This window comes from Kitasatospora sp. NPDC048286, from assembly GCF_043201735.1.
GTDB lineage: Bacteria > Actinomycetota > Actinomycetes > Streptomycetales > Streptomycetaceae > Kitasatospora.
This window is the reverse complement of sequence record NZ_JBICZE010000019.1, coordinates 107,286-122,298: the sequence shown is the minus strand read 5'-3', so window position 1 is coordinate 122,298 and position 15,013 is coordinate 107,286. Positions and strand designations below refer to the sequence as shown.

The window sequence follows — 15,013 nt, the reverse complement described above, 5'->3', positions numbered from 1 at the left end:
GGCACTGATGTCCGACGACAAGAAGCTGCTCGACTACCTCAGGCGCACCACCGCGGACCTCGGTGACGCCCGGAGGCAGCTGCGCGAGGCCGAGCGGGCCCGCCACGAACCGATCGCCATCGTCTCCATGGCCTGCCGCTACCCCGGCGGCGCCGACACGCCCGAACTCCTGTGGGACCTGGTCTCCCGGGGCGCCGACGCGGTCTCCGCCTGGCCGGTCAACCGCGGCTGGGACCTGGAGGGCCTCTACGACCCGGACCCCGAGCGGCCCGGCACCTCCTACACCCGGCACGGCGGCTTCCTGCACGACGCGGCCGAGTTCGACGCGGAGTTCTTCGGCATCTCGCCGCGCGAGGCCCTGTCGATGGACCCGCAGCAGCGGCTGGCCCTGGAGACCGCCTGGGAGGCGGTCGAGCGGGCCGCGATCGACCCCCGCGCGCTGCGGCGCACCGGCACGGGCGTGTTCCTCGGGGCGATCGGCAACGGCTACGGCGCGGGCTCGCGCCACCTCCCCGAGGTCCAGGGCCTGCTGGACACCGGGACCGCGAGCAGCGTGGTCTCCGGCCGGATCGCCTACACCCTGGGTCTGGAAGGGCCCGCGGTGACCGTGGACACGGCCTGCTCCTCCTCCCTGGTCGCCCTGCACCTGGCGATCCGCGCCCTGCGGGCGGGCGACTGCACGCTGGCCCTGGCCGGCGGGGTGTCGGTGATGGCGACCCCCGACCCGTTCGTGGCGTTCAGCCGCCAGCGCGCACTGTCGGCCGACGGCCGCTGCAAGGCGTTCTCGGCGGACGCGGACGGCACCGGCTGGTCCGAGGGCGCCGGCGTCCTGCTGCTGGAGCGGTTGTCGGACGCCCGCCGCAACGGACACCCGGTACTGGCCGTCATCCGCGGTTCGGCGACGAACCAGGACGGTGCGAGCAACGGTCTGACGGCGCCCAGCGGTCCGTCGCAGCAGCGGGTGATCCGGGCGGCGCTGTCGGACGCGGGGCTGACCGTGTCGGACGTGGACGTGGTGGAGGCGCACGGTACGGGGACGCGGTTGGGCGACCCGATCGAGGCGCAGGCGCTGCTGGCCACGTACGGCCAGGGACGGCCCGCCGAACGGCCGCTGTGGCTGGGCTCGCTGAAGTCCAACATCGGCCACACCTCGGCGGCGGCCGGCGTCGGCGGCGTCATCAAGATGGTGCTGGCGATCGGGCACGGCGAACTGCCCAGGACCCTGCACGCGGACCGGCCGACGCCCATGGTGGACTGGTCGTCGGGTGCCGTGGAAGTCCTCTCCGAGGCCCGCGACTGGCCCGCCGTCGACCGGCCGCGCCGGGCCGGCGTGTCCGCCTTCGGCGTCAGCGGCACCAACGCCCACCTGATCCTGGAACAGGCCCCGGCGGAGGAAGCCGAACCGGTGGCCGAAACCGCGGCCGACGGCGATCCGCACCCGCTGCCCTGGGTGCTCTCGGGGCGTACCGACGAAGCGCTGCGTGCCCAGGCGGCCCGGCTGCTGGCACACCTGGGCACCGCCCCCGGACCCCTGCGGGCCGCCGACACCGGCCGCGCCCTCGCCCTCACGCGTACCGCCTTCGAGCGGCGGGCCGTCGTGGTGGGCACCGACCCGGACCGGCTGCTCGACGGCGTGAAGGCGCTGGCGGAGGACCGCTCGGTGCCGGGCCTGGTGCGGGGCGACGGTGTGTCGTCCGGTCGTTCGGTGTTGGTGTTCCCGGGTCAGGGGTCGCAGTGGGTGGGGATGGCCGCGGAGCTGCTGGCCGAATCGGCTGTGTTCGCGGGGCGGATGGCGGAGTGCGAGCGGGCGCTGGCGCCTTACGTCGACTGGTCGTTGGCGGAGGCGTTGGGTTCGGAGGCGCTGCTGGCGCGGGTCGATGTGGTGCAGCCGGTGCTGTGGGCGGTGATGGTGTCGCTGGCGGAGGTGTGGCGCTCGTTCGGCGTCGTTCCGGACGCGGTGGTGGGCCACTCGCAGGGCGAGATCGCCGCGGCCGTGGTGGCGGGCGGTCTGAGCATCGACGACGGGGCGCGGGTGGTGGCGCTGCGTTCCCGTGCGGTGGGGGCGTTGGCGGGCCGTGGCGGGATGGCGTCGGTTCCTCTGCCGGTCGAGGCGGTGCGGGAGCGGATCGCGGGCCGGTTGTCGGTGGCGGCGGTGAACGGTCCGTCGTCGACGGTGGTGTCGGGTGACGCGGACGCGGTGGCGGCACTGGTCGAGGCCTTGGTGGGGGAGGGTGTGCGGGCGCGTGTGATCGAGGTCGACTACGCGTCGCACTCCGCGCATGTGGAGGAGGTCCGCGAGCAGCTGCTCGCCGACCTGGACGGCATCGTGCCCGTCTCGGGCGGGGTGCCGTTCTTCTCGACGGTGACGGGCGGCTGGCTGGACACGAAGCTCGTCGACGCCGAGTACTGGTACCGGAACCTGCGGGAGACGGTGGAGTTCGGGAAGGCCACGGAGGCGTTGCTGGGGGAGGGCTTCCGGTTCTTCGTCGAGTCCAGCCCGCACCCCGTGCTCACCTTCGGTGTCCAGCAGACCGCCGACGCGGCCGACACCGCCGGTTCCGCGCAGGGCCCCGCCGTGGTCGTGGGCACGCTGCGGCGCGGCGAGAGCGGCCTCGACCGCTTCCTGACGTCCCTGGGAGAGGCCCACGTGGGCGGCCTGCTGCCCGACTGGGACCGGGTGTTCGCCGGACACCGTCCGGGCGGCGTCTCCCTGCCCACCTACGCCTTCCAGCGCCGCCCGTACTGGCTGGAGGACACCGGCCCTGCGGCGGGCGGTCCGTCCGGGACGTCCGCGGCGGGCGACGACTTCTGGGAGGCCCTGGGCGGGGGTGACCTGGACCGGTTCACCACCGCCCTCGGGGTGGCGCCCGAGGACCCGCTGAACGTGGTGCTCCCCGCGCTCGCCAGCTGGCGCACCGAGCGCACCGAGCGTTCGGTGGTCGACTCCTGGCGCTACCGCGTGACCTGGCGGGCCCTGCCCGAGGGCCCGGCGGTCGCATTGGACGGCAGCTGGCTCGTGCTGTCGTCGGACGGCCAGTCCGAGGACGGGGCACGCCAGTCGGAGGCGACCGTCCACGCCATGGAGCAGGCCGGGGCCTCGGTGGTCCACATACGGATCACCGAGGCGGCGGCCGACCGCGCCGTGCTGGCCGACCGGGTGCGCGCGTCCCTCGACGCGCTGCCAGGACCGGTGACGGGAGTGCTGTCGCTGCTGGGCCTCGACGAGCGCCCGCACCCGGAACACCCGTCCGTCCCGCTGGGCACCGCGCTCAACCTGGCCCTGGTGCAGGCCCTCGGCGACGCCGGGATCGGCGCGCCCCTGTGGTGGGCGACCCGGGGCGCGGTGTCGGTCGGGGGCACGGACACCGGGAGCGGGGTCAGCGCCGCGCAGAACCTGCTCTGGGGCCTGGGCCGGGTCGCCGCGCTGGAGTTCCCGCAGCGCTGGGGCGGTCTGGTCGACCTCCCGGAGGTCCTGGACCCGGACACCGCCGGGCGGCTGTGCCGGGTGCTGGCCGGCCAGGCCGGGGACGAGGACCAGGTGGCCGTCCGGGCCACCGGCTGCCACGGCCGGCGGCTGGTCCGGTCCGCCCTGGGCGACACCGCGCCGCGGCGGAGCTGGCGGCCCGGGGGCACCGTGCTGATCACCGGCGGTACCGGCGGGATCGGCGCGCAGATCGCGCGCTGGCTGGCCCGGCGGGGAGCCGGGCACCTGGTGCTGGTCAGCCGGCGCGGCCCGGACACGCCGGGTGCGCCGGAGCTCGCCGAGGAACTGGCCGCGCTCGGCACCCGGGTCACCCTGGCCTCGTGCGACGTCGCCGACCTTCAGGCCCTGCGCGCGTTGAAGGACGGCCTCGAACAGGACGGCCACCGGATCAGCACCGTCTTCCACGCCGCGGGGGCCGGGCTGCTGGTGCCACTGCCCGACACCGACGCGGACGAGTTCGCCGACACTCTGCACGCCAAGGTCGGCGGGGCCCGGAACCTGGACCTGCTCTTCGACCGGGACACCCTCGACGCGTTCGTGCTGTTCTCCTCCATCTCCGGGGTGTGGGGCAGCGCCGTCCACGGCGCCTACGCCGCCGCCAACGCCTACCTCGACGGCCTCGCCGAGGACCGCAGGAGCCGCGGCCTGGCCGCGACCTCCGTGGTGTGGGGCATCTGGAGCCCCGAGGGCGGGGCCGGCGGGATGGCGGCCGAACTGGCGGAGGAGACCCTGCGCGGCCACGGCGTGCTCTTCATGCCGCCCGCGGTCGCGATCACCGGGCTCCAGCAGGTCCTGGACCACGACGAGACGGTGGTCGTGGTCGCCGACATCGACTGGGACCGCTTCGCGACGGTCTTCACCTCGGCGCGCCCCAGCCCGCTGATCGGGGAACTCCCCGAGGTGCGCAGCGCGCTGGCCGCCGGACCGGAGACCGGCGGGACCGGTGCAGGGGGGACCCCCTCGGCGCTTCGCGACCGGCTGGCGCCGCTCCCGGCGGCCGAGCGGACCCGGGTGCTGGTCGACCTGGTCCGGACCCACGCGGCCGCCGTCCTCGGCCACGACTCGCCGGACGCGGTCGCCCCCGGCCGCGCCTTCCGCGAGCTGGGCTTCGACTCCCTGACCGCCGTGGACATGCGCAACCGACTCAACGCCGCCACCGGCCTGCGGCTCCCGGTCACCGTCGTCTTCGACTACTCGTCGGCGACCGCGCTCGCCGGACGCCTGGAGACCGGCCTGCTGGGTGCCGCCGAGGAGCCCGCCACCGTCCGGCAGCCCCCGACGGCGCTACCCGCCGCCGACGACGACCCCATCGTGATCGTCGCCATGAGCTGCCGCTACCCCGGCGGCGTCCGCACCCCCGAGGACCTGTGGCGCCTGGTCGCGGACGGGCACGACGCCGTCTCCGGGCTGCCGTCCGACCGGGGCTGGGACCTCGACACGCTGTACGACGCGGACCCCGACCGGCCCGGCCGGAGCTACGCCGCCGCGGGCGGATTCGTCAGGGACGCGGACCGCTTCGACCCCGGGTTCTTCGGGATCTCCCCGCGCGAGGCCCTCGCCATGGACCCGCAGCAGCGACTGCTGCTCGAAACCTCCTGGGAGGCGATCGAGCGCGCCGGCATCGACCCGTCCACCCTGCGCGGCACCCCGACCGGCGTCTTCGCCGGCGCCTCCTACCAGGGCTACGGCGGCACCCTGCGCGACATCCCCGAGGAACTGGAGGGCCTGTTCATCGCGGGCATCTCCACCAGCGTCCTGTCCGGGCGGGTCGCCTACCAGCTCGGCCTCCAGGGGCCCGCCGTGACCGTGGACACGGCCTGCTCCTCGTCACTGGTGGCGGTCCACCTCGCCGCGCAGTCGCTGCGCTCGGGCGAGTGCACGCTGGCCCTGGCGGGCGGCGCCACGGTGATGGGCACCCCGCTGTCGTTCACCGGCTTCAGCCGGCAGCGCGGGCTCGCCGAGGACGGGCGCTGCAAGTCCTTCGCCGCCTCGGCGGACGGCTTCGGCATGGCAGAGGGCGTGGGCCTGCTGCTCCTGGAACGTCTCTCGGACGCCCGCCGCAACGGCCACCCGGTACTCGCGGTGCTGCGCGGCTCGGCGATCAACCAGGACGGCGCGAGCAACGGACTGACCGCGCCCAGCGGCCTGGCCCAGCAGCGGGTGATCCGCGACGCGCTGGCGAACGCCCGGCTGTCGGCCGCCGACGTGGACGCCGTCGAGGCGCACGGCACCGGCACCCGGCTGGGCGACCCGATCGAGGCCGACGCGCTGCTGGCCGTCTATGGCCAGGACCGGCCGGCCGACCGGCCGGTGTGGCTCGGGTCGCTGAAGTCGAACATCGGGCACACCCAGGCCGCCGCCGGCGTCGGCGGCATCATCAAGATGGTGCTGGCCATGGGGCACGGCGAACTGCCGCGCACCCTGCACATCGACCGGCCGACCCCGAACGTCGACTGGACGGCGGGCGCCGTCGCCCTGCTGACCGAGGCCACCCCCTGGCCCGAGACCGGCCGGCCGCGCCGGGCCGGAGTGTCCTCGTTCGGCCTGAGCGGCACCAACGCCCACGTCGTCATCGAACAGCCGCCGGCCGAGCCCGCACCCGCCCTGCCCGCCGGGCCCGCACCCGCCCTGCCCGCACCCGCCGCCATCCCGTGGGTCCTGTCCGGGCGGACCGCCGAGGCGGTGAAGGCCCAGGCGGAGCGGCTGCACGCGTACCTGACGGAGCGGCCGGAGCTGCCGTCCGCCGACGTCGGCTACTCGCTGGCCACCACCAGGACCGCCTTCGAGCACCGCGCGGCCGTCGTCGGCGGCGACCGGGCGACCCTGCTGGGCGGCCTGGCCGCGCTGGCCGCCGGAGAGCGCGCACCCGGCCTGGTCCAAGGCACCGTCGCCCGGTCGGCCAGGACCGTCTTCGTCTTCCCCGGCCAGGGAACCCAGTGGGCCGGCATGGCCCGGGAACTGCTCGACCACGCCCCGGCCTTCGCCGACCGGATCGCGGCCTGCGAACGCGCCCTCGCCCCGTACCTGGAGTGGTCGCTGCTCGCGGTCCTGCGCGACGCGCCCGACGCGCCCCCGCTCGACCGGGTGGACGTGGTGCAGCCGGTGCTGTGGGCGGTGATGGTGTCGCTGGCCGAGCTGTGGCGGGCGCACGGGATCGTCCCCGACGCCGTGGTCGGCCACTCCCAGGGCGAGATCGCCGCCGCCTGCGTGGCCGGCGCGCTCTCGCTGGACGACGCGGCCCGGATCGTCGCCCTGCGCAGCCGGGCCCTGCTGGCCCTGACCGGACGCGGCGGCATGCTGTTCGTGCCGCAGCCGGTCGAAGCCGTGCGCGAGGCACTGTCCGCCCACGACGGGGCACTCGACGTCGCCGCGGTCAACGGGCCGACGTCGGTGACGGTCTCCGGCGACCCGGCTGCACTGGAACGGCTGCGCGAGCAGTACGCCGAGGCGGGCGTCCTGGCCTGGCCGGTCCCCGGCGTGGACTTCGCCGGACACTCGCCCCAGGTGGAGGAGCTCCGCGAGGAACTGCTCGCCCTGCTCGGCGGCATCGCGCCGCGGACCTCCGCCGTCCCGTTCTACTCGACGGTCAGCGGCGGCCCCGTGGACACCCTGGACCTGGACGCCGCGTACTGGTACGAGAACCTGCGCCGGCCGGTGGAGTTCGGCCGGGCGCTCGACGCGCTCGTCGCCGACGGGCACCACACCTTCGTCGAGTGCAGCACCCACCCCGCGCTGACCGTCTGGATCCAGGAGGCCGTCGAGGCGGCCGGGGTCGGCGACGGGGCCGTCGTCGGCACCCTGCGCCGCACCGAGGGCGGCCCCGGCCGCTTCCTCGCCGCGCTCACCGAGGTCCAGGTCCGCGGACTGCCGGTGGACTGGGACGCGGTGTTCGCCGGAACCGGCGCGCGCAAGCGACCCCTGCCCACCTACGCCTTCCAGCAGCAGCGCTACTGGCTGGACGCCACCCCCGGCCGGCCCGCCGACGCCGCGGCCGGCCCGGCCGCCGCGACCGGCGCCGGCCCGGCCGACTCCGGCTTCTGGGCGGCGGTCGGCCGTGCGGACCTGGACGCCCTCGCCACCACCCTGCGGGTCGAGGACGGAGAGCTGCGGGCCTCCCTCGCCTCCCTGGTGCCCACCCTCGCCGAGTGGGCGCGCGGCCGCGCCGACGACCGGACCGCCGACAGCTGGCGCTACCGGGTCGCCTGGAAGCCCCTGCCGGCACCCGAGCGGCCCCGGCTCACCGGCAGCTGGCTCCTCGTCGCCCCGGCCGTCGCCGCCGACGACCCGGCCGTCGCGTTCGCCGCGGACGCCCTGCGCGGACACGGCGCCACCCCCGTCCTGGTCGAGGCCGGCCACGACGCGACCGACCGGACGCGGTTCGCCGCACTGCTCCGCGACGCCCACGACCGCGCCGACGGGCCGCCCGCCGGAATCCTGTCGCTGCTCGCCCTGGCCGAGGAACCGCACGGCGACGGATCGGCGCTCCCCCTCGGCCTCACCCTGACCGTCGCGCTCCTCCAGGCCCTGGGCGACCTCGGCACCGACGCCCCGCTCTGGAGCGCCACCCGGGGCGCGGTGTCGGTCGGCCGCTCCGACCGGATCGACAGCACCCTCCAAGCCCTGGCCTGGGGCCTCGGCGGGGTCGCCGGCGTCGAGTACCCGCAGCGCTGGGCCGGCCTGGTCGACCTGCCGCGACGACTGGACGACCGGGTCGCGACCCGGCTCGCCGAAGCCCTGACCAACCCCGACGGCGAGGACCAGCTGGCGGTGCGCGCCACCGGCGTCTACGGCCGCAGGGTCGTCCACGCCGGACTCGGCGACACCGCCCCCGCACGCGACTGGACACCCGAGGGCACCGTCCTGATCACCGGCGGCACCGGCGGCCTCGGCGCCCAGATCGCCCGCCGGCTCGCCCGCACCGGCACCGCACACCTGCTGCTCACCAGCCGGCGCGGCGCACAGGCCCCGGGAGCCGACGCCCTGCTCGCCGAACTGCGCGGACTCGGCGCCGACGCCACCGCGGTGGCCTGCGACGTCGCCGACCGCGACGCACTGGCGGAACTGCTCGCCGGCATTCCGGCCGAGCGCCCGCTGCGCGCCGTCCTGCACACCGCGGGCGTCCTCGACGACGGGGTGATCGATTCCATCACCCCCGAACGCGCGGCCGGCGTCCTGCGCCCCAAGCTCGACGGCGCACGCAACCTCGACGCGCTCACCCGGGGACTCGACCTGACCGCCTTCGTGCTGTTCTCCTCGCTCGCCGGCACCCTCGGCGGCACCGGCCAGGGCAGCTACGCCGCCGCCAACGCCTACCTCGACGCCCTGGCCCGGCAGCGCCGCGACCTCGGACTGCCCGGCACCTCGGTGGCCTGGGGCCTGTGGGGCGGCGAGAGCCTCGCCTCCGGAGCGGTCGCCGAACGGCTGATCCGCGACGGCCTGCCCGCCATGGACCCCGCCGTGGCCACCACCGCGCTGCACCAGGCCCTCGACCACGACGACACGGCCGTCCTCGTCGCCGACTTCGCCTGGGACCGCTTTACCCGGGCGTTCACCGCGCTCCGGCCCAGCGCCGCCGTCGGGGACCTGCCCGAGGTGCGGGAAGCGCTCGCCGCCGCGGCCGGGTCCCGGGGCGGCGCCGACGGCGCCGAGCCGCCGGCCCTGCGGCTCGCCGCACTGCCCCCGGCGGAACGCGACCGGGCCCTGCTGGACCTGGTCCGCCGCGAGGTCGCCGCCGTGCTCGGCCACCCCGGGCCCGAGGCGGTGGGACCCGACCAGGCGTTCAAGGACATCGGCTTCGACTCGCTGATCGCCGTCGAACTGCGCAACCGGCTCGCGGCGGCCACCGGCCTGCGCCTGTCGGTGACCCTGGCCTTCGACTACCCCACGGCCACCACCCTGGCCGGACACCTGCGCGCCGAACTGCCGGGGGCGCCCGCCACCGAGGCACCCGACGCCCCCGGGCAGCCGCCCGCGGCCGCCGCGGTGCCCGAGGACGAGGCGATCGCCGTGGTCGCCATGAGCTGCCGCTACCCCGGCGGCGTCAGCACCCCCGAGGAGCTGTGGGAGCTCGTCGCGGGCGGACGGGACGCGATCACCGGCTTCCCCACCGGACGGGGCTGGGACCTCGACGGCCTCTACGACCCGGACCCGGACCGGGCCGGCAGCACCTACGCGCGGGAAGGCGGCTTCCTGCACGACGCCGACCGCTTCGACCCGGCCTTCTTCGGGATCTCCCCGCGCGAGGCGCTGACCATCGACCCCCAGCAGCGGCTGCTGCTCGAACTCTCCTGGGAGGCGTTCGAGCGGGCCGGCATCGACCCGCTCTCCCTCAAGGGCAGCGCGAGCGGCGTCTTCGTCGGCTGCAGCCACCACGACTACGGGTCGCGCGTCACCGAGCCCTCCGAGGAGTTCGAGGGCTACCTCGGCATCGGCAGCGCGGGCAGCGTGGCGTCCGGGCGGATCTCCTACAGCCTCGGCCTCGAAGGGCCCGCGGTGACCGTCGACACGGCGTGCTCCTCGTCGCTGGTCGCGGTCCACCTCGCGGCCCGGTCGCTACGGGCCGGCGAATGCTCGCTGGCGCTGGCCGGCGGCGTGACCGTGATGTCGACCCCGGGCGCGTTCGTGGAGTTCAGCCGGCAGCGGGTGCTCGCCGAGGACGGCCGCTGCAAGCCGTTCGCCGCCGCCGCCGACGGCACCTCCTGGGCCGAGGGTGCCGGACTGCTCGTCCTGGAACGCCTCTCGGACGCCCGGCGCAACGGCCACCCGGTGCTCGCCCTGGTCCGCGGCTCCGCCGTCAACCAGGACGGCGCCAGCAACGGCCTGACCGCCCCCAACGGTCCCTCCCAGCAGCGGGTCATCCGGGCGGCCCTCGCCGACGCCGGACTGACCGCCGCCGAGGTCGACGCGGTGGAGGCGCACGGCACCGGGACCAAGCTGGGCGACCCGATCGAGGCCCAGGCGCTGCTGGCCACGTACGGCCGGGAACGCGGCGAGCGGGAGCCGCTGTGGCTGGGGTCGCTGAAGTCGAACATCGGACACAGCCAGGCCGCCGCCGGAGTCGCCGGCATCATCAAGATGGTGCAGGCCATGCGGTACGGGACACTGCCGCGCACCCTGCACGTCGACACGCCGACCCCGCACGTCGACTGGTCGGCCGGCGCGGTCCGGCTGCTCACCGACGACACCCCGTGGCCGGAGACCGGCCGCCCCCGGCGGGCCGCGGTGTCCTCCTTCGGGGTCAGCGGCACCAACGCCCACACCATCCTCGAACAGCCCACCGAACCGGCCCCGGCGCCCACCGCCGTCCCTGACGCGCCCGCCGCGCCCGCCCTGCCCTGGCTGATCTCCGCTCGCGGCGCGGACGCGCTGCGCGAGCAGGCGGCCCGGCTGCTCCGGCACGTGGAGCAGGCCCCGGCGCTCGCCGTCGCGGACCTGGGGCGCTCCCTCGCGCTGCACCGCAGCGCCTTCGAACACCGGGCCGCCCTCACCGGCACGGACCGGCAGGCCCTGCTCCAGGGGCTCGCCGACCTCGCCGCCGGCGAGCCGTCGGCGGACCTGGTGCGCGGGATCACCGGCCCGGCCGCGAAGACCGCCTTCCTGTTCCCCGGCCAGGGCAGCCAGCGCACCGGCATGGGCGCCGGACTGTACGCACGGTTCCCGGTCTTCGCCGACGCCTTCGACGCGGTCTGCGCGGAACTCGATCCGCTGCTCGACCGCCCGCTGCGGGAGGTGATCGACGCGGCCCCCGGCGACCCCGGCCACGGCCTGCTGGACCGCACCGAGTACGCCCAGCCCGCCCTGTTCGCACTCGGCGTCGCCCTGTTCCGCCTCGTCGAGCACTGGGGCGTTCGCCCCGACCGGCTGCTCGGCCACTCCGTGGGAGAGCTGGCCGCCGCCCACGTCGCCGGGGTGTTCACCCTGCCCGACGCCGCGGCGCTGGTGGTCGCGCGGGGACGGCTGATGCAGGCCCTCCCGGCGGGCGGCGCGATGGTCGCCCTCGCCGCCGGGGAGGAGGAGGTGCTGCCGCTGCTCGCGGGCCGTGAGGGCGAGGTCGGCCTCGCCGCGGTCAACGGCCCGGCCTCGACCGTGGTCTCCGGCGACGCGGCGGCGGTGGACGAGATCGCCGCCGTGCTCGCCGGGCGCGGCCGCAAGACCCGGCGGCTGCGGGTCTCCCACGCCTTCCACTCGCCCCTCATGGAGCCGATGCTCGCCGAGTTCCGCGAGGTCGTGGCCCGGATCGTCCCGGGGGAGGCCGCCGTCCCGGTGATCTCCGACCTGACGGGCGAGCCGGCCACCGCCGAGCAGCTCGGCTCGCCGGACTACTGGGTGGAGCACGTGCGCGGCACCGTCCGCTTCCAGGACGGCGTACGCCACCTGGAACGCGACGGCGTCACCGCGTTCCTCGAACTCGGACCCGACGGCGCGCTCACCGCCATGGGCCAGGACTGCCTGACCGGCGCCACCGGCAGCCCGGTGCTGATACCCCTGCTGCGCAAGGACCGGCCCGAAGCACCCGCGGCGACGGCCGCCCTGGCCCGGCTGCACGTCACGGGCGTCCCCGTGGACTGGGACGCCGTCCACTCCGGTGGCCCGGCCGGCTCCGCCGTCGACCTGCCGACCTACGCCTTCCAACGCGGCAGCTACTGGCTGCAGGCCGGCCCGGCCGCGGCCGGACTGCCCGCAGCCGGACTTCAGGCGGTCGACCACCCGCTGCTCGGCGCCGGAACGGAACTCGCCGACTCCGACGGCTTCCTCTTCACCGGCAGGTTCTCGGTCCGCAGCCACCCCTGGCTGGCCGACCACGGCGTCTACGAGGGGGCGCTGTTCCCCGCCACCGCGTTCCTGGAACTCGCGGTCCGCGCGGGCGACCAGGTCGGCTGCGACCAGGTCGAGGAACTGACCCTGGAGGCACCGCTGGTGCTCCCGGCGGGCGGAGCCGTCGCACTCCAGCTCACCGTCGGAAGCCCGGACGCCGCCGGCACCCGTCCGCTGAGCGTCCACGCCCGGGCCGCCGACGACGGCCCCGACGCCCCCTGGACCCGGCACGCGAGCGGCCTGCTCGGCTCCACCGGAGCCGCGGACCCGGCCGACCCGGCGGACCCCGAGGCCTGGCCGCCGCCCGGAGCCGTCCCCCTCGACACGGAGGGCCTGTACGACCGCTTCGCGGGCGGCGGGTTCGCCTACGGCCCCGCGTTCCAGGGCCTGCGCGCGGCCTGGCGGCTCGGCGACGAGGTGTACGCCCTCGCGAGCCTGCCCGAGGAGCAGCGGCCGGACGCCGCCGCGTTCGGCCTGCACCCGGCCCTGCTGGACGCCGCCCTGCACTCACTGGTGTTCGACGTCCTGGAGGGGCCCGCGCAGGGCTGGCTGCCGTTCTCCTGGAACGGCGTGCGCCTGCACGCCTCCGGGGCCGCCGAACTCCGGCTGCGGCTGACCCCGACCGGCCGCGACGCCGTCGCCGTGCAGGTGACCGACGCCACCGGGCGGCCGGTGCTCTCGGCCCGCTCCCTGGTCCTGCGGCCCGTCTCGCGCGACCGCTTCAAGGCCACCCGCGCCGGACACCACGAGGAACTGTTCCGCCCCGAGTGGCAGGCCCTGCCCGAGCGCGCCGCGACGGCGGCCGGCACCGCCTTCGACCCGGAGTCCTGGACCGTGCTCGGCACCGGGACACTCCCCGGCCGCACGGTCACCGACCTCGCCGCGCTGTCCGCTCTGCTCGACTCGGGCGCCCCGCCGCCCCGGCTGGTGCTGGCCGCCTGCCCGCCCGCCTCGGCCCCGTACGCGCCGCCCGGCACCCTCCGCGACGCGGTCCACGACGGACTCGGCACGGTCCTCGCCCTGCTGCGCGACTGGCTGGCCGAGGAGCGGCTGGCCGGGGCCAAGCTGGTCCTGGTCACCTCGGGCGCGGTCCCGGTGACCGGCGACGACGTCCCGGACCCGGCCCTGGCCGCGCTCTGGGGCCTGGTCCGCTCGGCGCAGACCGAGAACCCCGACCGCTTCGTCCTGCTGGACCTGGACACCCACGAGAACCCGCCCGCGCTGCTCGCCGAAGCCCTCGCGTCCGGGGAACCCCAGCTCGCGATCCGGGCCGGAGCCGTCCACGTCGCCCGGCTGGCCCGGGTACCGCTGGCCGTCACCGGGCGCACCCCCGGCTGGGGCGGCGACGGAACCGTCCTGATCACCGGCGGCACCGGCGCCATCGGCGCCCACGTCGCCCGCCACCTCGCCGCCGAACACGGCGTCCGGCACCTGCTGCTGACCAGCCGCAGCGGCCCCGCCGCCGACGGCGCGGCGGAACTCCTCGCCGAACTCGCCGCCCTGGGCGCGCACGCCGAGATCGTCGCCTGCGACGCCGCCGACCGCGACGCCCTCGCGGCCCTGCTGGCCGCCCTGCCCCCCACGCACCCGCTGACCGGGGTGGTGCACGCCGCGGGCGTGCTGGCCGACGGCGTCGTCGCCACCATGACGCCCGCGCAACTGGACCATGTCCTGCGCCCCAAGGTGGACGCGGCGATCAACCTGCACGAACTCACCGCCGGCCTGGAGCTGTCCGAGTTCGTCCTGTTCTCGTCCATCGCCGGGATCTTCGGCGGCATGGGCCAGGGCAACTACGCCGCCGCCAACGCCTTCCTCGACGCCCTGGCCCACCGGCGCCGCGCCGATGGGCTGCCCGGCCGCTCCCTCGCCTGGGGCCTGTGGGCCAACAGCACCGGGATGACCGGCGGGCTCACCGAGGCCGACCTGCGACGGATCGCCCGGGGCGGGATCGTCGCCTTCGACCCGGCCCAGGGACTGGCGCTCTTCGACACGGCCGGCACCCTCGACGAGCCGGTCCTCCTCCCGCTGCGGCTCGACACCGCGGCCGTCCGCGCCCAGGCCGCCACCGGCGGCGTCCCCGCCCTGCTGCGCGGCCTGGTGCGCCCCGCCGCCCGGCGCGGCGCCGCGGGCCCCGCGGCCGGCACCGGCCCCGACGGGCCCGAGGCCCTGAAGCAGCGCCTCGGCTCCCTCAACGAGACCCAGCGCGGCCGGGTCCTGCTCGACCTGGTCCGCTCGCACGCCGCCCTGGTGCTCGGCCACAGCGGCCCGGCCGCGGTCGAGCCCGGACGCGGCCTGCTGGAGGTCGGCTTCGACTCGCTGACCGCGGTGGAACTGCGCAACCGGCTGCGCGCCGCAACCGGCCACCCGCTGCCGGCCACCCTGCTCTTCGACCACCCCACCCCGGCCGCGATCGCCGCACACCTCGCCGCCGAACTGCTCCCCGACGCCGGACCCGGCCCGCTCCCCGGCCTCGCCGAACTGGACCGCCTGGCAGGCGCCCTCGACGGCCTCCCCGACGACCCGGCGGACCGCGAACGGCTGGCCGGGCGGCTCCGGGAGTTCCTGCGCCGCCTCGACGACCCGGCGGCCACCCCGGCCGACGGCGACGGCACGGCGGCCGGGGTGGCCGCCTCCATCGAGGACCGGATGGACGGCGCCAGCGACGACGAACTCTTCGACCTCATCGACAACGAACTCGGCCGGTCATGACACCGA

At 76.5% G+C, this 15,013-nt stretch carries 1 protein-coding gene; it reads left to right on the top strand.

Translation table 11 applies throughout. The features are described from left to right. Positions 1-7 precede the first annotated feature (7 nt). The gene (locus ACGF13_RS34820; protein WP_392883128.1) at positions 8-15,007 is read left to right on the top strand and encodes a type I polyketide synthase; all 15,000 of its coding nucleotides are present in this window, start codon (positions 8-10) and stop codon (positions 15,005-15,007) included. Positions 15,008-15,013: the final 6 nt, after the last annotated feature.

Bases quoted from the DNA above. Each gene is read 5' to 3' on its own strand.
- ACGF13_RS34820 (WP_392883128.1), top strand. From the start codon at position 8: ATGTCCGACGACAAGAAGCTGCTCGACTACCTCAGGCGCACCACCGCG.